Origin of the sequence: Anaerotalea alkaliphila (assembly GCF_010179735.1) — a bacterium.
GTDB lineage: Bacteria > Bacillota > Clostridia > Lachnospirales > Vallitaleaceae > Anaerotalea > Anaerotalea alkaliphila.
In genome coordinates this window covers 14,131-33,451 of record NZ_JAAEEH010000030.1, presented here as the reverse complement: position 1 = coordinate 33,451, position 19,321 = coordinate 14,131, and the positions used below count along the sequence as shown (strand labels likewise).

At 58.8% G+C, this 19,321-nt stretch carries 18 protein-coding genes; 3 read left to right on the top strand and 15 right to left on the bottom strand.

Annotation, left to right across the window (positions count from 1 at the left end; translation table 11 throughout):
• Positions 1-144: 144 nt before the first annotated feature.
• The 10 genes from sigH to GXN74_RS10660 form a co-directional block, all read right to left on the bottom strand.
• Positions 145-783 (bottom strand): RNA polymerase sporulation sigma factor SigH, encoded by a 639-nt coding sequence (gene sigH / locus GXN74_RS10700; protein WP_162370935.1) that lies wholly within the window; start codon positions 781-783, stop codon positions 145-147.
• 21 nt (positions 784-804) lie between these two features.
• On the bottom strand, positions 805-1,320 hold the full coding sequence (locus tag GXN74_RS10695; RefSeq protein WP_162370930.1) for an NYN domain-containing protein: 516 nt from the start codon (positions 1,318-1,320) through the stop codon (positions 805-807).
• A 6-nt stretch (positions 1,321-1,326) separates the two neighbouring features.
• A complete protein-coding gene (gene rlmB, locus GXN74_RS10690; protein ID WP_162370929.1) occupies positions 1,327-2,118 on the bottom strand; it encodes a 23S rRNA (guanosine(2251)-2'-O)-methyltransferase RlmB in 792 nt (263 codons plus the stop codon).
• A 14-nt stretch (positions 2,119-2,132) separates the two neighbouring features.
• Complete coding sequence (locus GXN74_RS10685) at positions 2,133-3,749, bottom strand: putative polysaccharide biosynthesis protein (RefSeq protein ID WP_162370928.1); 1,617 nt, start codon at positions 3,747-3,749, stop codon at positions 2,133-2,135.
• A complete protein-coding gene (locus GXN74_RS10680) occupies positions 3,742-4,191 on the bottom strand; it encodes a Mini-ribonuclease 3 (protein ID WP_425481853.1) in 450 nt (149 codons plus the stop codon). The genes GXN74_RS10685 and GXN74_RS10680 overlap by 8 nt, the downstream gene beginning before the upstream one ends.
• Before the next feature lie 2 nt (positions 4,192-4,193).
• Positions 4,194-5,612 (bottom strand): cysteine--tRNA ligase, encoded by a 1,419-nt coding sequence (gene cysS, locus GXN74_RS10675; RefSeq protein WP_162370926.1) that lies wholly within the window; start codon positions 5,610-5,612, stop codon positions 4,194-4,196.
• A gap of 19 nt (positions 5,613-5,631) precedes the next feature.
• Positions 5,632-6,312 (bottom strand): serine O-acetyltransferase, encoded by a 681-nt coding sequence (gene cysE / locus GXN74_RS10670; RefSeq protein ID WP_425481854.1) that lies wholly within the window; start codon positions 6,310-6,312, stop codon positions 5,632-5,634.
• A 94-nt stretch (positions 6,313-6,406) separates the two neighbouring features.
• Entirely contained in the window at positions 6,407-7,726 is a 1,320-nt protein-coding gene (locus tag GXN74_RS10665; RefSeq protein WP_162370924.1) for a tetratricopeptide repeat protein, read from the bottom strand.
• On the bottom strand, positions 7,723-7,881 hold the full coding sequence (locus GXN74_RS14305) for a hypothetical protein (protein ID WP_212505781.1): 159 nt from the start codon (positions 7,879-7,881) through the stop codon (positions 7,723-7,725). The genes GXN74_RS10665 and GXN74_RS14305 overlap by 4 nt, the downstream gene beginning before the upstream one ends.
• The gene (locus tag GXN74_RS10660; protein ID WP_162370923.1) at positions 7,878-9,209 is read right to left on the bottom strand and encodes a bifunctional folylpolyglutamate synthase/dihydrofolate synthase; all 1,332 of its coding nucleotides are present in this window, start codon (positions 9,207-9,209) and stop codon (positions 7,878-7,880) included. The genes GXN74_RS14305 and GXN74_RS10660 overlap by 4 nt, the downstream gene beginning before the upstream one ends.
• Before the next feature lie 195 nt (positions 9,210-9,404).
• Between GXN74_RS10660 and GXN74_RS10655 the strand changes: the two genes are divergently transcribed.
• Positions 9,405-10,763, top strand: coding sequence for a S1C family serine protease (locus tag GXN74_RS10655; protein WP_162370922.1), 1,359 nt, complete (start codon positions 9,405-9,407; stop codon positions 10,761-10,763).
• A 60-nt stretch (positions 10,764-10,823) separates the two neighbouring features.
• On the opposite strand, the gene GXN74_RS10650 is transcribed toward GXN74_RS10655, so the two are convergent.
• Both GXN74_RS10650 and GXN74_RS10645 read right to left on the bottom strand, forming a co-directional pair.
• Entirely contained in the window at positions 10,824-13,475 is a 2,652-nt protein-coding gene (locus tag GXN74_RS10650) for a valine--tRNA ligase (RefSeq protein ID WP_162370921.1), read from the bottom strand.
• Positions 13,476-13,501: 26 nt separating this feature from the next.
• The gene (locus GXN74_RS10645; RefSeq protein ID WP_162370920.1) at positions 13,502-13,732 is read right to left on the bottom strand and encodes a hypothetical protein; all 231 of its coding nucleotides are present in this window, start codon (positions 13,730-13,732) and stop codon (positions 13,502-13,504) included.
• A gap of 249 nt (positions 13,733-13,981) precedes the next feature.
• Here GXN74_RS10645 and GXN74_RS10640 point away from each other — a divergent pair, with 249 nt between their 5' ends.
• Entirely contained in the window at positions 13,982-15,082 is a 1,101-nt protein-coding gene (locus GXN74_RS10640; RefSeq protein ID WP_162370919.1) for a pyridoxal phosphate-dependent aminotransferase, read from the top strand.
• 73 nt (positions 15,083-15,155) lie between these two features.
• Here the strand turns inward: GXN74_RS10640 and GXN74_RS10635 are convergent, their stop codons facing one another.
• Both GXN74_RS10635 and GXN74_RS10630 read right to left on the bottom strand, forming a co-directional pair.
• Positions 15,156-16,508, bottom strand: a complete 1,353-nt coding sequence (locus GXN74_RS10635) for an MATE family efflux transporter (protein ID WP_212505780.1) — start codon at positions 16,506-16,508, stop codon at positions 15,156-15,158.
• Positions 16,505-16,672, bottom strand: coding sequence for a YfgJ family double zinc ribbon protein (locus GXN74_RS10630; protein ID WP_162370918.1), 168 nt, complete (start codon positions 16,670-16,672; stop codon positions 16,505-16,507). The genes GXN74_RS10635 and GXN74_RS10630 overlap by 4 nt, the downstream gene beginning before the upstream one ends.
• A 170-nt stretch (positions 16,673-16,842) precedes the next feature.
• Between GXN74_RS10630 and GXN74_RS10625 the strand changes: the two genes are divergently transcribed.
• A complete protein-coding gene (locus tag GXN74_RS10625) occupies positions 16,843-18,036 on the top strand; it encodes a glycosyltransferase family 4 protein (protein WP_162370917.1) in 1,194 nt (397 codons plus the stop codon).
• Positions 18,037-18,092: 56 nt separating this feature from the next.
• Here the strand turns inward: GXN74_RS10625 and GXN74_RS10620 are convergent, their stop codons facing one another.
• Positions 18,093-19,259: a type III PLP-dependent enzyme gene (locus tag GXN74_RS10620; protein WP_162370916.1), complete on the bottom strand. Its 1,167-nt coding sequence runs from the start codon at positions 19,257-19,259 to the stop codon at positions 18,093-18,095.
• Between the last annotated feature and the right edge of the window lie 62 nt (positions 19,260-19,321).

The window sequence follows — 19,321 nt, the reverse complement described above, 5'->3', positions numbered from 1 at the left end:
CTCGCTGTAAACAGGTCCGTGGAATAAATGCCGCTCCCTTGCATCACGCCCAAGACCAAAAAAGCACCAGCAATAGCTGGTGCCTATGTTATAAGTTTTTCGGGACATTTTCAAAAACGCTTGACAGCCCTTTTTTCGATAAATTTAACCGATTTTTTCCTTCAGCACCTTTTCCACCTTTTTTTTGATCCGCTGGAGTGCGTTGTCGATGGATTTCACCGGCCGGTCCATGACGGCTGCAATCTCCACATATCCCGTCCCCTCCACATACCGCTGGAGGACTTCCTTCTCCATCCCGCTCAGCACCTTGGAAAGCTCCTGCTCGATGATTCCCAGGTTTTCCTTTCCGATGAAGAGTTCTTCCGGATTGGTCACCTTGTCGTTGGCGATGTGCTCCAGCATCTCCGACTTGTCGTCTTCGTCCTGATAGTTCTGCTTGTTCAGGGAGATATAGGAATTCAAGGGCATGTGCTTTTGGCGGGTGGATGCCTTGACCGCGGTGATCATCTGCCGGGTGACGCACAGGTCCGCAAAGGAATGGAAGGAGGCGTCCTTGTCCCCCTTGTAGTCCCTGACCGCCTTGAACAGCCCAATCATGCCTTCCTGGATGATGTCTTCCTTGCTTCCGCCAATCAGGAAATAGGACTTTGCCTTCTTCTCCACCAGCATCTTGTACTTGTTCAAAAGAAAGTCCAGGGCAAAGTCATGCCCCTGGTGCGCAATGCCCACCAGTTCCTCGTCTGTGTAGGACAACAAATTTTCAATCCTGTATTTTTTCTCCATATCCACCACACACCGTCCTGGTCATTTCAACCGCCGCAGGGTTTCCATCCACTCCCGCACCTGGGGGTCCAGATGTCCCTCCAACCGGTTGTTGTTCAACTGGATCTTCTCCGTGTACTCTTCCCGGATCCTCTGCTTCTCCCGGTCGATTTCCTCCCGCAATTCCTTCGCCGTCATCCGGGAGGCTCCGCTTCCCAGGATGATGGTCTGCTCCAACCCGTCGGAAGTCGCCACACGGATCTTCACATCCCTGCCCTTGCTGTAGGCCACCTTTTCGATGAAGTGGTCGGCCGTCTCCCGCTCCTTGGTGAACACCACCTTGATGTTCTTGTAGTCCATGACCTTTCCCACGTTCCCCTTCACCAGATGGGCGTCAAAGATCAGGATGATCCGGGCCTTGGTGATGCCCTGGAAGTTGGAGAGCTCCTCCATCAACGTCTGCCTCGCGTTGTCCAGGGATTCTTCCGCCATCTCTTTAGTCTGCTCCCAGGCGAAAATGATGTTGTAGCCGTCCACCAATAGATATTCCGCAGCCATGCGCCCTCAATCCCTTTGCCTGAGAGCCTCGTAGAGCAGGACCCCAGCAGCCACCGATGCGTTCAGGGATCCGATCTGTCCCTTCATGGGGATGCTGGCCACGAAGTCGCAGCTTTCCTTCACCAACCGGGACACCCCTTCCCCTTCCTTGCCGATGACGATGGCCAGGGGCCCCTTCATGTCGATGTCATACATGCGGGTGCCGTCCATGTCCGCGCACACCGTCCAGATGCCCTCCTTCTTCAGCTCCTCGATGGTCCTTGCCACGTTGGTGACCCGGGCCACCGGCGTATACTCCACCGCCCCCGCGGAGGTCTTCACCACGGTGGCTGTCAGGCCCACCGCCCTCCGCTTCGGTATGACGACCCCGTGGACGCCTGCGATGTTGGCGGTCCGCAGGATGGCACCCAGATTGTGGGGGTCTTCGATTCCGTCCAGGATCACCAGGAAAGGGGGTTCCCCTTTTTCCCTCGCCAGCTCCAGGATGTCTTCCAGCTCCACATAGTCGTAGGCTGCCACGAACGCCACGACACCCTGGTGTTTGGCGCCTCCGGTCAGCTGGTCCAGACGCTCCTTGGTCTCGAACTTGGTGATGATCCCCCGCTTCCTGGCCTCCGACACGATCTTCTTTATGGGACCGTCCAGGTTCTCCTGGTCCAGGAGGAACAGGCGGTCGATGCTCCGGTTTGCCTTGAAGGCTTCCATAACCGCATTGCGGCCTTCGATGACCAGTTCCTGGGACGCCTTGTCCCCTTCTTCCCGCTGACTCAATTCCCGCTTTTCACCGTATTCTTCCATAGGCTTTTCGCCTCCTATTCTTTCTTCTTGTGCACACTGTCGACCATCTTCTGCAACTTCCGCCCCTTGGGCAAAAGGGACAGCTCGTCCTCCGAGAATCCCCTGGACCAGAAAAGGACCAAGGCGTACAAGAGCGCACCCAGGCCGATGGCGGCTAGGGTGGACAGCGCGTTGCTGCCCGTAAGGGCCACCATTGCCTTGTATCCCAGACCGGAGCAGACCCCCATGACACCCGCCGCCAGCAGCGGCTTCAGGAATTCCTGGGTGATTTCCAGATGGAAGTCCACGTTCCTTCTAATATAATGGTAATTCACGAAAACAAAGACGATATAGAAACCCAAGGACCCCAGCGCAGCCCCCAGGCCCTGGAGACCGGTGGGGATGAGCAGATGGTTCAGGACCAGCTTGACCCCTGTGGCCCAGGCTAGGGCGGCGATGGGCACATAGTACCTGGACAACCCCTGCAGTATTCCCGAAAGGGACTGACCCAGGACCATGAACACCAGCGTAGCCCCGAAGACCTGCAGGTAGGCCACGCCCTCATATCCGGCCGGATAGAGCAGCTTCATGATGGGAAGGGCCAGGACCACGATGCCCACAGAGGCAGGGGTTCCCAGCTTGATTGCCAGGCCGATCCCCTCCTTGATCTTGGAGGCCAGCTCCTCCCCGTCGTCCCTGGCTTTTGCGGCGGAGATGCCGGGGACCAGGCTGATGATGAGGGAGACACTGAGCACCAGGGGCACGTTGATGACACTGTATGCCTTGCGCATCTGCCCCAGCATTTCCACCCCGTCCGCAGCCGTATGGCCGGCCCCTTGGGACATCAGGATGGAGCTCAGTGTCAGGGAGTCGATCATGCTCATGACCGAAAAGGCCGCCGACGCGGCCGTGACAGGCACCGCGATGGCGATGATCCTGCCTATGGCCGGCAGCCACAGGAACCGTGCCTGGCTGTCGCCGGAAGCGGCCGCCCGCTCCAGCAGTCCCTTGCGGACCTTGCCATAGGCCAGGACCAGATAGACCGCGGCCACGGCGAATCCTACGGTGGCCCCCAGGGCCGCGCCTCCCACCGCCTCCGGGATGGAGCTGCCTGCGCCCAGGAGGGTCACCACCAGGCCGATCCCCACGATGACCTTGATGAAATTCTCTATGATCTGGGAAATCCCCGTGGGATGCATGACCTGCATGCCCTGGAAATATCCCCTGACCGCCCCCGCCACGCCGATGAACACCGGCGAGAAGGCCAGGCCCCGCATGACGTGGAGGGAGCCCGGATCCCAATGGGCCACCTGGATGAAGAAGCCTCCCCCAAAGTACAGCAGCAGGCTGACCGCCGCACCGAACAGGACCGCCAGCCAGAAGGTGGCCTTGAAGGTGTTGTGGGCCCGCTTGTAATGGCCTGCCGCCGTTTCTTCGGCGATCAGCTTGGAAACGGAGTTGGGCAGGCCCACAAGGGCGGCGGCCGTAAGGAAGGCGTAAATGGGATAGACCTGCTGGTAGTATCCCACGCCCTGGTCTCCCGTGTAGTATGCCAGGGGAATGTTGTAGAAGGCACTGATCACTTTGGACGCCAGCCCGGCGAAGGACAGGATCACGGCTCCCTTGATGAACCTCTGGGTCTGTCTAGTCATGTCCGGACACCCCTTCCCCCGGAGGCGGGCTTTGAGACGCAAGCTCCAGGACCCGGGCATAGCTCCCCTTCAGATACAGATATCCCAGCAGGGCTTCGAACCCGGTTGCGTTCTTGTAGTCCATGAGCCGGGCGTTCTTCGGCACGGTGGCGGATTTGGCGTTCCGTCCCCTCTTGTAGACGGCCCGTTCCTCCTCCGTAAGATGGGGTTCCCACAGGGCCATGCGCTCCGCCTGGGCGGCAGCCTTCACTTGTTCCCGCGCCTGCTTGTGCAGTTCGTTCACCGGCCTGTTTCCTCCCTCCAGGCAGCGGGTCCTCACCACCAGGTCGTACACTCCGTCACCGATGAAGGCCAGGACCAGCGGGGAGTACAGCCTGGGGTCCTGCCTCCCCGCCAGGAAATCGGGAATCCCTTCCGTAAAAAATTCTTCCAAACTCCGCACCTCTATGCTCTCTTAAACTTGACCCCTTCCCGGGTATCCTCGATGGCGATGCCTTTTTCCAACAGCTGGTTCCGGATGCCGTCCGCCAAAGCGAAATCCTTGGCCTTTTTCGCCTCCGCCCTTTTTCCGATCTGCTCCCGGATGAATTCCAATTCCTCTTCCGTGAATTCCTCCACCGTTTCCTTGTCCAGGTCCAGTCCGAGGACGGTGTCGAAGGCGCGGACCAGCTCCAGCTTTTCGACAGGGGAAAGCTCCCCTTCCTTCAGCACCTCGTGCAGGACAGTGATGGCATTGGAGATGTTCATGTCGTCCGCCAGACAGTTCTTGAAGTCCTGGTCGTAGCGTTCCGCCAGCGCCGGATGCCTTTGGGGGTTGCCAGCCTCCGCTTCCGCAGCCTTTTTCACCGCCAGCACCTTGTTCCGCAGCTTCCCGTAGGCCGTCTTGGCCATTTCCAGGGATTCATAGGTGAACACCAGCTGCTTCCGGTAATGGGAGCCCAGCACGTAAAACCGGTAGACAAGGGGGTTGAACCCCTTCTTCTCCAGAAGGGAGAGTGTCAGGAATTCCCCTTTGGACTTGCTCATTTTTCCGGAGTTGTCCAGGAGGAACTCCCCGTGCCACCAGTATTTCACCCATGGCTTGCCCGTGTAGCTTTCCGTCTGGGCGATTTCGTTGGTGTGGTGCACCGGGATGTGGTCCACGCCCCCGCAGTGGATGTCCATCTGGGGACCCAGGTGCTTCAATGCGATGACGGAGCACTCCAGGTGCCAGCCCGGATAGCCTACCCCCCAGGGGGAATCCCACTTCATGGCCTGGTTCTCGAATTTCGACTTGGTGAACCAGAGCACGAAGTCTTGGGGGTTCTTCTTGTGCAGGTCCTCCTCCACACCGTCCCTGCTGGCGGTCTGCAAATCCTCCAGGTTCATCCGGGAGAGCTTGGTGTATTCCGGAAATCTGGAAATGTCGAAGTATACGTTCCCGTTGGCCGTATAGGTGAATCCCTTGGCTTCCAGGGTCCTGATCATCTCGATGTAATCCCCGATGAAATCCGTCGCCTTGGCGACCACAGTGGGCTCCTTGATGTTCAGCTTGGCGCAGTCCGCAAAGAAGGCGTCCGTATAGTAGGCCGCCACTTCCCAGACCGTCTTGTTCTCCCGGGCGGCCCCTTTCAGCATCTTGTCTTCCCCGTCGTCCGCATCGGATTCCAGGTGTCCCACATCCGTCACGTTCATGACTCTCTTGACGGAATAGCCCAGATACTCCAAGCTCTTCACCAGGGCGTCCTCCATGATGTATGTCTTCAGGTTTCCCACATGGGCATAGTTGTAGACCGTGGGGCCGCAGGTGTAGATTCCCACCTGCCTGTCCTGCAGGGGAACGAATTCCTCCACGGACCTGCTCAAGGTATTGTACAGTTTCATCAGGCTCTCCTCCCGTGTTCTAGTCTTCCAGTTCCGGATTGTCGGGGCAGACGCTGCACCGTTCCTGCTCCAAACGCTCCAGCTCCTCTTCCCCGATGCCGCCCAACCGCTGCTCCAGCCGGCGCATCCGGATGTCCAGTTTGCACATCTCATGCCGCACCGGGTCCGGCAGGTGGATCTGGTCCATGGTATCCTGTGGATGGACCTTCCGGTCGCTCCGCTTCACGACCCTTCCCGGGATTCCGACGACCGTGGAATTGGGCGGAACTTCCCGCAGGACAACGGAGCCGGCTCCGATTTTGGAGTCATCCCCAACGGTGAAGGACCCTAGGATTTTGGCGCCGGCGCTGATCATGACATTGTTGCCGATGGTCGGATGGCGCTTGCCCGTTTCCTTGCCGGTCCCTCCCAGGGTCACCCCCTGGTAGATGGTCACGTTGTCGCCGACGATCGCCGTTTCTCCGATCACCACCCCATGGCCGTGGTCGATGAAAAGTCCATGGCCGATGGTGGCTCCGGGATGGATCTCGATGCCGGTCTTCCGCACGGTCCTTTGGGAAATCCAGCGGGCCAGGAAGTACCGCTTCCGCTTGTAGAACCAATGGGCGATCCTATACCGGTAGATGGCATGGAAGCTGGGATAAAGAAAGACTTCCATGGAGGACTTGATGGCCGGGTCCCTGTCTTTGATCACTTGCATCTCTTCTTTTATAAAGCCGATAATTCCCATGCTGCCATTCCTTTCAAGACGTAAGTCCAGACAAAGGGGACTCCCTTTGCCTGGTTCCGGTTGCCTAGTTCTTCAATTGGGACAGGAAGTTGTTCGTATAGTTGCGCATGTTCGAATCCGGATAATCCACCAGCAGCTGCTCGAAGAGCGAAACCGCCATGTCCGTCCGGCCCAGCAATTGATGGCATCTGGCCAGATAGTAGAGGGCGTCGTCCGAATAGCGCTGGTCCACGGCGATTTTCCTGGACTTTTCCAGCAGCGGGATCGCCTCCTCGTATCTTCTGGAATTGTACAGGGCGTACCCTTGGTTGTAGGCCGTTTGTGCCGCTGGGGGATAGACCTTTCCGCGGACCTCCGCCAGCAGTTCCAGCAACAGGGGGTCCTGGATCCTGGCGTCCTCCACCGCAAGGGCGGCGTCCACCGTCTCCTCGTTGTTTCCCCGGAGATAATGGCCGAAGACCGTGGCCACCGTCTTGAGCTGGGAAGCATAGGAGGACTGGTCGCCGTAAGTTTCCCCCAGCGCCTCCAGTTCCCCCCGCTTCTCCTCCAGCTGGGTCTCCAGGGTCCGCACTTCCGCTTCCAGGCGGATGTTCTTGGATTCCAGACCCTCCACCTGGGTGGTGAGGCTCCCGATCCTGGCGTCCCTGTCGTTCAGGGCCCCGGGCGTCACCAGGAACGCCATGACGGAAATTCCGATGACCACACCCAGCACCACGGCGACGAACTGCTGCACCGACTGATTGACCATGATCTGCCGGGTGTGCTTCTTTTCGTCCAGCACCTTCTCCTTCACTTCCTGGAGGGGACGGTTTTTCGGCCTGTTCTCTTCCGCATGCTCCATTTCCCGCAGCCAGCGGGAGGCAAGGAGGTTCCCTCCGTCCAGTTCCAGAACCTTCTGCAGCTCCTTCTTGGCCTGTTGCAGCTGGCCGGTCTTGCCTAAGCAGAGCGCCATCAGCCCGTGGGCCCGGACGAACTTCGGATTCAGCTGCTGGGCCTTGCGCAGCTGCAGGATGGCCAGATCCAGGCTTCCCAGCCGGACATGGCGCAGCGCCTGGTTGTAGTGCTTGACCGCCTGGTTCCATTTTTCCAGCTTGGAGTGGTCCTTCTCCAGCATGCCCAGGAACACCACAGCCCGGTTGCCGTCTTGCTGCATGTTCTTGCTGAGGATCCATTGCCGCACGGCGGCGGCAGGCTCCCCCATCTCCAAGTGCACCAGTCCCAGAAGGTTCCTGGCCTGCACATTCCCCTTGTCGAACCGCACGCTTCCCTTCAGGAGCTGCTCCGCGCTGGAAAGGTCATGCTCCCTGGCCCTTTCCAATCCCTCGTTGTACATGGCGAGGGAAGTGTTCTTGATCTTCCTGTAGACAGTGCCCTCCACCATCATTTCACCTGCTTTTCGCGTTCTTTTTTCAGTTCCTGCACCATTTCATCCAATATTTCCGTGATGTCCTTGGATGCATAGGCGTAAATGGCGTCTTCCACTTCTTCCAGCTCCAAGGCCGGCTTGAATTTATCCAGTTCCTCGTCAAAATTGATCATTCCTTGCAAACCTCCTCGAAGAAACCCCGCACCTCCGCAATGAAATACAGGGAGCCCAGACAGCAAAGCAGCGGCTTTTCCGCCTCCCGCTCCTGGTGCATATATGCCAGCAACGTCTCCCGGAAATCCTCCAGGGAGACCGTATCCAAATCGTTCCTCAACGCTTTCGCTTTCTCTTCCAGCACGGAAGGCGGGATGCCTTCCACGGTCCGGATGGGGCAAAATCCCAGCCGGCGCAGGTTCGGCAGACGCACCAGCGCCTCCAGCATCCCCTCGAAGGCCTTGCCCTCCTTGACCGCCAGCAAAATCTCCAGGTCCCGGTCCCCGTATCCGGCCTCCAGCGCCTCCACGAGACGCTCCATGCCATTGGTGTTGTGGGCGCCGTCCAACAGGATGTTGGGGGCAAGGAATTCCATCCGTCCCGGCCAGCGGAAATGCTCCAGGCCTTGCCTGAGATGCTCCTCCCGGATGGCGGGAAAATCCTCCTGCACCGCCGCCCAAGTCAGGGCAAGGTTGGCGTTTTCCAGCTGATAGGGACAGAATGCGCCCATTTTCAAGCGTTCATACCTATAATACTTGTTCCGGATGCAAAAATCAATGCTTTTATCCGTTCTTCCCAAAATTTCAGTCTCATAGGGAAAGGCTCCGAACCAGGGAGAATCCAGGGAAAGCGCCCTGGATTCAAGAACTTTCTCCACCTCTACAGGGTCGTTGGCGGCCACCACAGGCACGCCCGCCTTCAGGATTCCCGCTTTCTGGAAGGCCACCTCCTCCAGCGTGTCTCCAAGAACTTCCGTATGGTCCAGGCCGATCCGGGTGATGATGCAGGCCGACGGCTTTTCCACCACATTGGTTGCATCCCACAATCCTCCCAACCCCGTCTCCAGGACCACCGCCTCCACTTCCCTTTCGGCGAAATGGAGGAAGGCCATGGCCGCAAGCCGTTCGAAAAAAGTGGCCCCCCCGGCCCTTCCCTGCCGTGCGGCAGCCGCCACCCTGCCGTAGAGCGCTGCAAACTCCTCTTCCGGAATGGGCATCCCATCCACCTGGATCCTTTCCGTCATGGACAGCAGATGGGGGGAAGTGAACAGTCCTGTCCTGATTCCGGCCGCCCCCAGGATTCCCGCCAAGAGGGCGCATACGGAACCCTTCCCGTTGGTTCCCGCCACGTGTATGACCTTCAGCCGGTCCTGGGGGTTCCCCAGCGCCTGCAGGAGGTGCCTCATCCGCGCCAGGGTAGGCTTCCCCTTGAAGCGGGGCAACCCCTCCAGCTCCTCCACCGCCGCTTCGTACGGCTTCCTGTTTCCGGACATTTTCCCGTTGCTCATCCTTTGCGCCTCCTCCGATTTCTTTGGGCCATCATAGCATGAATTCCACCCCCATGCAATCCCTCCTCCCCGGCACGTTCATATTTTGTTCATATTTTTTCCATCAAAGCGCCACCTGTTCATCATGGAATCACCACACAACTCCCTTAGACTGTAACTGTAGGAAAACAATCGACGATCCAAGGAGGGATCCTTATGTACAACGACCCCATCGAACCAGAGAGAACCACCGATGGAATTGCGGATGAACCCAGAGACGACAGCGTCGTCCATACAACCACCGACGGGGAGTGGAGGACCCTGCCGGAAGCCCCCCCTCCCGCCGCACCGGAACCCGCACGCTTCCGCTGGCTGCGCAGGACCGCCCTGTTCCTGCTTGTGCTTTTTCTTGCGGGGCTCACCTTTGGGGGCGGCTATGTAACCGCCATCTACTTCAGGGAACAGGTTGCCCAAACGGTGGGCGGCCTCCTGGGATATGACCTGGAGGAAACCGGTTCTGTTTCCGTGAACCAGGTGCAGCCTATCCTGACCGAATCCTCCGAGGGCACGCCGGTGACCGCCATCGCCAAAACCGTAGGGCCCTCGGTGGTGACCATCACCAGCACCTTCCAGAACAACCGGAACCCCTTCCTCTTCGAGTCCGGGCGTTCCAGCGTGGGCACAGGTTCCGGCATCATCTACAGTGTGGACCGGGACCGGGTCCTGATCATCACCAACCACCACGTCATCGACGGGGCCGCTTCCGTAGCCGTTTCCTTCAATACGGAGCAGGACATCCAGGCCAAGGTGATCGGCTTCGACTCCAGAATCGACCTGGCTGTGCTTTCCGTCTCCCTGGAGGACCTTAAATCGGCGGACGCCTCCCTGGCGGACGGGATCACCGTGGCCGCTTTCGGGGATTCCGACAAGGTGGAGGTGGGGGAACTGGCGGTGGCCATCGGAAACCCCATGGGCAAGCAGTTCAGCAACACCATCACCACCGGCGTGGTCAGCGCCAAGAACCGCCAGGTCTTCGTGGACAATGACGCTGTGGACTTCATCCAGACCGATGCCGCCATCAACCCCGGCAACAGCGGCGGGGCCCTGGTGAACCGGTACGGGGAGGTCATCGGGATCAACACCGCCAAGTATGTGGACGCCACCGTGGAAGGGATGGGATTCGCCATCCCCAGCAACACCGCCTTGCCGGTGGTGGAGAAGATCATCGAGACCGGCGGCGGACAGGATACGGCCTATGTGCTGAATGCGGACCGTCCTTTCCTGGGGGTCGGCATTTCCGACATCAATGAAGGGCTTTACGGAGAGACCGGCATGCCCTTCGGCGTGTACGTCACCAGCGTCTATGCGGGAAGCGCCGCGGAGACGGCCGGCATCCAGGTGGGGGATGTGATCTACTCCCTGGACAACAGGAGGATAACCTCCTCCGAGCGGCTGTTCGAGGCCCTTGGTTCCTACAAGGCCGGAGACAAGGTCACCATCGGGCTTGTCCGGTCGGAAGAGATCATGCAGGTGGAAGCCACCCTTACCCGCTACGGGGATGTGGTGACGGATTGATGCGAAAAGGGAAGGGGGCTGCGGCACCGATCGGTGCTGCAGCCCCCTTCCCTTTTCTTCCTATTTGAGCTTCTTCTTCAACTGTTCCAGACGGGCGGACACCTGCTCCAGCACCTGTTCGTACTTGGCTTGTTTGTCCTTCTCCTCCTGGATCACCTGGGCCGGGGCTTTGGATGTGAAACCTTGGTTCGCCAGCTTCTTGGACACCCGCTCCACTTCCTGCCGGAGCTTTCCGGCTTCCTTCTCCAGGCGGGCCACTTCTTTCTCCATGTCGACCAGTTCCGCCAGGGGCATGTAGATGGCCGCCTGGGGAATCATGGTGGAAACGGCGTCCTCATCGATGCCGGTCCGGTCCTCCTGGATTTCCACTTCGCTGGCGGATGCCAGGCTGGCGAAGAACACCGTCCCTTCCCTGAAGATCCTGCGGATGTCCGCGTCTTCGGAGACCACATGCACCTTGGCTTTCCTGGAAGGGGGGACCTGCATGTCCGCACGCACGTTCCGCACGCTGCGGACCGCTTCCTTCAGCAGGGTGATTTCCGCCTCTTCCTTTGCGAAATCCCATTCCGGCCTGAATCCCGGCCAGTAGGAAACCATGATGGAGGTTTCCTGGCTCTGGATGGTCTTGAAGATCTCTTCGGTCACGAAGGGCATATAGGGGTGGAGCAGCTTCAGGGACTGGACCAGGACGGTCTTCAGGGTCCAAAGGGCCGCTTCCCTCGTCTCCCCTTCCCCCTGGTACAGCCTGGGTTTCACCATTTCGATGTACCAGTCGCAGAACTCGTCCCAGATGAAGTCGTAGAGCTTGGCCACGGCCAGCCCCAGTTCGAAACGGTCCATGTTGTCGGTGACCTCCTTGGCCAGATTATTGGCTTTGGAAAGGATCCACTTGTCCGCCGGCGTCAGGGACTCCAGAGACACCTCTTCCGGTTCTTCGTCCCCCAGGTTCATCAGGATGAACCTGGATGCGTTCCAGATCTTGTTGGCGAAGTTCCTGCTGGATTCGATCTTCTCCAGGTTGAAGCGCATGTCGTTTCCCGGGGAGTTTCCGGTGACCAGGGCAAGCCGCAGGGCATCCGCTCCGTACTGTCCGATGACCTCCAGTGGATCGATGCCGTTACCCAGGGATTTGCTCATCTTCCTGCCGTCCGCATCCCGGACCAGCCCATGGATGAACACGGTCTTGAAGGGCACCTTCCCCGTGAATTCCAGGGAGGAGAACACCATCCGGACGACCCAGAAGAAGATGATGTCATACCCCGTAACCAAGACGTTGGTGGGGAAGAAGTACTCCATCTCCTTGGTGGCTTCCGGCCATCCCAGGGTGGAGAAGGGCCACAGGGCGGAGCTGAACCAGGTGTCCAGGGAATCCTCATCCTGTTTCCAACGGCTTGCGCCACATTTCGGGCAGGCTTGGGGCATTTCCTTTGAGACCACGATTTCCCCGCATTCCTGGCAGTAGTAGGCGGGAATCCTATGCCCCCACCAGAGCTGCCTGGAAATGCACCAGTCCCGGATGTTCTCCAGCCAATGGAGGTAGATCTTCCCATACCGTTCCGGTACGAACTGGAGCTCACCGCTCTTCAGCGCCTGGATGGCGGGCTTGGCCAGCTCATCCATCCGCACGAACCACTGCTGCTTCACCAGCGGCTCCACCACCGTGTCGCATCTGTCGTGGAGGCCCACATTGTGCACATGGTCCTCGATCTTGACCAGGTTCCCCTCTTCCTTCAGCCGGGCCACCATCCGTTTCCGGGCCTCGTAGCGGTCCAGGCCTTCATATTCGCCTCCCATGGCGTTGATGGTACCGTCGTCGTTGATGACGTTCACCTGGGGCAGGTTGTGGCGCAGTCCCACCTCGAAGTCGTTGGGGTCGTGGGCGGGGGTGATCTTCACCACGCCGGTGCCGAACTCCCGGTCCACGTAATCGTCGGCGATGATGGGGATCTCCTTGTTCACGATGGGCAGGACGACCTTCTTGCCCACCAGGGCCGCATACCGTTCGTCCCCGGGATTCACCGCCACCGCCGTATCCCCCAGGAGGGTCTCCGGCCGGGTGGTGGCCAGTTCCAGGTACCCCTCCTCTCCCGCGATCTTGTACCGGAGGTGGTAGAAATGGCTGTTCTTCTCCACATGCTCCACTTCCGCGTCGGAGATGGTGGTCTGGCAGACGGGGCACCAGTTGATCATCTTGGATCCCCTGTAGATGTATCCCTTTTCATAATAGCGGATGAACACTTCCAGAACGGCGTCCGAACATCCTTGGTCCAGGGTGAACCGCTCCCTTTCCCAGTCGCAGGAAGCTCCCAGCTTCTTCAGCTGGTCGATGATCACACCGCCATACTCTTCCTTCCATTCCCAAGCCCTTTCCATGAAACCGTCCCGGCCCAAGGTTTCCTTGTCCAGCCCCTCCTCCGCCATCTTCTGCACGATCTTCACTTCCGTGGCGATGCTGGCGTGGTCCGTACCCGGCTGCCACAAAGCCTCCTTGCCCTCCATCCGCTTCCATCGGATCAGGATGTCCTGCAGCGTATTGTCCAGGGCATGGCCCATGTGCAGCTGTCCCGTGATGTTCGGGGGCGGAATCACGATGCAATAAGGCTCCTTGCCTTCCTTGGGCTCCGCATGGAAATATCCCTGCTTCTCCCATTCCCCATACAAACGATCCTCCATCCCCGCCGGATGGTACGTCTTCTCCAATTCTCTACCCATGGTTTCCTCCTACAGACATGTTTCTATCATTTTAGCGACGCCAGGAGCATGGCCAGCACACCGGCCACCACCATGGCGGCGCCTACGATCTTGATGGTAAGCATCCCCCTCGCCAGCAGGTCCAGGAACTCCTGGGAACCGTCCCGCTCCCCATACCTTCCCTGGAGGAACTGCTTCTCCTGCTTCCTGAACATCCAGCGCGAACCCAGAAACAAGATGGATCCGACGACAAAAACGATCAAACCTAAAATATACATAAGCACTCCTTCAATCGACTTCGCAACTTCAAATGTAAACAATCTGGACACCGATGTCAAGACCTTTCGGGAAGGGAACCTGAAAAAAGCGGAAACGGCCCTGGATTTTCCCCCGGATACCGGCTATAATGGGGAAAACAGCCCGTTTGCCCTACCCCATGCCCGTCTGCCGCAAACAAGGTTCCCGACGGCGTCGGGAACAGCGCGAATCCCGGAACAGCTCCATCCCATCAGCCAGAAGGAGGCACCATGTCCAGTACAAAACAGCATTTCCACGGCAGCGACCTGGAGAAAATCGCTGCCCATTACCGGATTCCCCAGTCCGAAATCGTCAACTACAGCGGAAACGTCAATCCCCTGGGGCTCTCCCCCCTGCTCCTTACGGAGCTCTCCAAACAGATTGCCCTCATCGCCTCCTATCCGGACAGGGAATACACCAGCCTCCGGGCTGCCCTGGGCCGCTATCTGGAGGTGGATCCCGCCAACATCCTGGTGGGGAACGGCTCCACAGAAATCATCAGCCTGCTGATCAAGGTGGTGGCCCCCCAGAAGGCCCTGGTGCTGGGCCCCACCTACTCCGAGTACGAGCGGGAGATCTTCCTGGGAGGAGGTTCCACCCGCTATTACCGCCTCCTGGAGGAGAACGACTTCCAGATCGATGTGGAGGATTTCCTCCAGCATCTTACGGAGGATTTGGACCTGCTGGTCCTGTGCAACCCCAACAACCCCACGTCCACCGCCCTGAGCGCCAGCCGTCTCCGCACCATCCTGGACCGCTGCAAGGAGCTGGACATCTTCGTCCTGGTGGATGAAACCTACATCGAATTCGTGGAGGACCTGGCCGCCTACACCGCGGTCCACCTGACGGAATTCTACAACAACGTGCTGATCATCCGGGGGGTGTCCAAGTTTTTCGCCGCTCCCGGCCTCCGCTTGGGCTACGGGGTCTGCGGCAACCAGGAGTACCTCCAGAAGATCAACAATGCCAAGAACCCCTGGACCATCAACGCCCTGGCCGCCTATGCCGGGGAACTGATGCTCCAGGACACGGAATACATCCGGCGGACCCGGGAACTGATCTCCACCCAGCGGGAGGCCGTCTACCGCACCTTGTCCGGCTGGCCTTTCGTGAAGGCCTACGCCCCCATGGCCAACTTCATCCTGGTCAAGATCCTGGACGAAGCCCACACGTCCCAGGACCTGTTCGACGCCCTGATCCAGAGGAAGAGGATGATCCGGGACGCCTCCAGCTTCCCCTTCCTGGGGGACCGGTTCTTCCGTTTCTGCTTCCTGACGGCGGAAGACAACCGGCTGCTGCTGGAAGCCATCCGGGAGATCCTCGCCCCTTGAGGGTTTTCCTTCATCAGCATATGAAAGGGGCTGCGCACCGGCCGTTGCGCAGCCCCTTTTCTCGTCTGGAGCCTCATCCTCCAGACTGGTTCCACTTCCCGTTCTTCAGACGGAGGGCGAACAGCACGGCGCGGACCAGCCAGTCCGCATACATGCCCAGCCAGATCCCCAAAACCCCTATCCCCAGGGGGATGGCCAAGAGATATCCCACCAGGATCCTGAACATCCACATGCCCACCACGGAAACCAGCAGGGTATAGCGCACATCCCCGCTGCCCTTGAAGCCCGCAGGGAGGATGAAGGACATCGCCCAAAGCAGGGGCATCGCCACCGCCGCGCTCCGGACCAGCCCTCCCGTGAGCTCCACGACTTCCCTGTCCTCCGTGTAGATGGATGCCAGGAACCGGGAGAAGGGGAACATCAGCATGCAGATGCCCAGCAGCACCACCATGCAGGTCTTGACCAGATAGGTCAGGATCCGCTTTGCCTTTTCCGGGTCCTTGCGCCCGATCTCCCTTCCCACCATCGTCGTGGCGGCGATGCTGATGGCCGTTCCGGGTATGTTCAGCAGGCCGAACATGGAACTGGCGATGGCATTGGATGCGATGGCCGCGGTTCCCATCCCCACCACGAACACCTGGGTCACCAGCTTGCCCCCGTTGAACAGGAGGGACTCCAGTCCTGCCGGGAGTCCGATCCGGAAGACATCCACCAGGGTGCCGGAGTGGAAACGGAAATTGCGCACGGTTCCCCTCTTCCCCTTGAAGAAGTCCCTTCCCAGGGCCAGCACCACCAACAGGGCGCCCAGGGTCCGGGCCGCTCCGATGGCCAACGCCGCCCCCCGGACCCCCAGTCCCGGTATCCCCAGGTTGAAATGGGGGTTGGACAGGTGCAGTCCGAAAATCAGAAGGTAGCCCAGGACCACGTTGAAGACGTTCATGGTAAGGCTGATCTTCATGGGGGCCTTGGTGTTCCCCGACCCCCGGAGGATGCCGAAGGCCATGGACAGCAGCGCCATCAGGGGATAGGTGAATAGGGTGATGGTGAAGTACTCCACAGCGTATGCCATCACCCGGGGCTCCGCCTGGCCGAAGGCGGACAGGACCAGGGACCTGCGGAACAACGCCAGCACCAGGGTGATTCCGATGGACAGGGCAACCCCTGCCGCCACGGAGTTGAGTCCCGCCCTCCGGGCCTGCTGGGGGTCCTGGCGTCCCAGACTCTGGGCGACCACGACCGTTCCGCCCACAGCCAGGGCGGAAAAGAAAGTGATGGCGATGTTGTTCAGGGAGTCGATCATGCCGATGGCGGACACCGCTTCCCTGCCCAGCCTCCCGGCCATGACCGTATTCACAACCCCCATGAGCATAAGGAAAGCCTGCTCCAGGAGGATGGGCATCGTCAGCCGGAAGGCTTCCCTCCTCACTTCTGTTCCTGTTCCTTGGCCTTGGCCTTGGCTGCATGCTCTTCCTCAGAGACGACCTTCGACCTGGAAACCAGTTCCTTGCAATGGTCGCACAGATAGGAAACGCTGCCGCAGCCTTCCACCTTCTCCAAAACATTCCCGCATTTGGGGCAATAATAGTTCATCTTCCGCACCTCCTGTTTTTTCCTATTTCCCTTCATTGTATCAAAAACGGGCCGGATAGGCAAACCTGCTGCCGGGCCAATTCCCCACAAAAAAAAATAATTGAGGAAATCCTGGGCAAGATGCTATATAATAGGGAAGACGACATCTGCAGAAAGCGAGGTGGAAGCCTTTGAACATTGGCATCTTCACTGATTGTTATTACCCGCAAATAAATGGGGTGGTCACTTCCGTCATGATCCTCCGGGACGAACTGGTCAAGCGGGGACACAAGGTGACCATCATCACCGTAAAGGTGCCCGGCCACCAGGACGAGGAGGAGGACATCATTCGGATCCCTTCCCTTCCCTTTGCGCGGTGGAAGGAGTTCCGGGTCGCGGTACCCCTGTTCGCCAGGGCCTACCGCCGGGTCAAGAAGTTGGACCTGGACGTGATCCATACCCATACGGAATTTTCCATCGGCCTGTTCGGGAAATACATGGCCCGGGCCTTGAGCATCCCGGTGCTCCACACCTACCATACCATGTACGAGGATTATACCCACTATGTCCTGAACTTCAAGCCCGGCAAGCGTGTGGTGAAGAAACTGATCATCCGGGGCAGCAAGGTCTATGTGAAGAAGTTCAACGCCCTCATCGCCCCTTCCGCCAAGACCAAGGAAGCCTTGGAACGCTATGGCGTGAAGAACAGGATCTTCGTCCTGCCCACCGGCATCAATATCCAGAACTTCCAGCGGACATCCCCCGACCACCCCCGGATCCAGGAGATCAGGCGCCAACTGGGCCTGACCCCCGAGAACAGGGTCATCCTGTCCCTGGGCCGGGTCTCGGAGGAGAAGAACGTGCAGCTGACCCTACGCCAGTTCGCCTTTCTGCAAAAGACCCACCCCCATGTACGACTGGTGGTGGTGGGGGACGGCCCCTACCGGGAAAAGCTGGTCCAACTCCATAGGGAACTGGGGCTGGAGGACGTGGTCCGTTTCACGGGCAGCGTCCCCTGGGAAGAGGTGTCCTATTACTACAGCATGGCGGACCTCTTCGTCAGTGCCTCCAGTACGGAAACCCAAGGGCTGACCATCCTGGAAGCCATGGCCAGCCGCCTCCCTGTGGTGGTCTTCGAGGACGAGAACATCCGGGACGTGGTGGTGCATGGGCTTTCCGGCCATCTCTTCCAGGACGGGGAAGGCCTCCTCAAGGCCCTGGGAAGCGCCTTGGACAACCAGGAATTCACCAGCCATATGGCGGACAACGCCTATGCCATCGTCCAGTCCATGTCCAAGGAACATTTTGGAGAAAGCGCCCTCCAGATCTACAAGACCCTGATCGACGAATATGCCAGCAGGAACACTTGCACGCTGGAGGAATGAAAAAAGTCCCGGATTCGGGGCCGACAACCGGCCCCGATCCGGGACTTTCCTTTTTCTCAGATGCAGTAGGTCTTCATGGGGGGGAAGCCGTTGAACTCCACCGCGCAATAGCTGCTGGTGTAGGCTCCCGTGGTCAGCCAGTAGACTTTGTCCCCTTCCCGCAGGGAAAGGGGAAGGCTGACCTTGTGGTCCTCGTACATGATGTCCATGCTGTCGCAGGTGGGGCCTGCCATGATCACTTCCTCCTTCTCCTCCTCCTCCTTGTCGGTGAAGACGGGATACTTGATGCATTCGTCCAGCGTCTCGATGAGGCCGTTGAACTTGCCCACATCCAGATAGACCCAGCGGTAGTGCTCGAAATGGCTCTTCTTGGAGACCAGAACCACTTCGCTTACCAGGACGCCGGCGTTGCCTACCATGGACCTGCCGGGCTCCAGGATGATCCTTGGCCTCTTTTCGTAGAAATGGCTGTCCAGGGACTCCTCGATCGCCGCGGCGTAGGTTCCGATGGGGTCCGCCTCCACCACATAGTTGGAAGGAAACCCTCCGCCCATGTTGATCATTTCCAGCTGGATCCCTTCCTCCTCCAAGGCCCAGTCGAAGATGTCCTTGGCCTTGAGCAGGGCATAGTCCCACATCATGATGTTCCTCTGCTGGGACCCCACATGGAAGGAAAGGCCGTAGATTTGCACGTCCAGCTTCTCCTCCCGCACCAGGGAGATCAGGTGGCGGATCTCGTCCAGGTTGCACCCGAATTTCCTTGCCAGCGGCCAGTCCGCAGACAACGCCCCCTCCACCAGCATCCGGATGAACACCCTTGACCCGGGTGCATGTTCGCTTATATTTCTAAGGTCGCTTTCGCTGTCTGTGGCGAAGAGGCGAATTCCTTTTTCATAGGCGTATCGTATGTGCGCGCTTTTTTTGATGGTGTTTCCGTAACTGATCCGGCTTGGTTCAACTCCGATTGAAAAAAGTCTGTCCAACTCATAAATGGAGGCCGCGTCAAAAGAGGACCCCTTGTCCCGCAGGGCTTCCAAGACCTCTACCCTGGGGTTCGCCTTTACGGCGTAGTAAATGTCCGCATGCTCGAAATGTTCCTTTAGTTCCTGATAATTTTTCTTGATGGTGTCCACGTTGACCACCAGGAAAGGAGTCTCCTTTCCCACGGAAAATTCCTTGACTTTTTCCCAATCCGGCGTGCTGATAAACCTTTCAATTTTCAATGTGTGTTAACCCTCCTAACGTATTCTGGCTGTCTCGAATCATAAAACAATTCATTATAGCC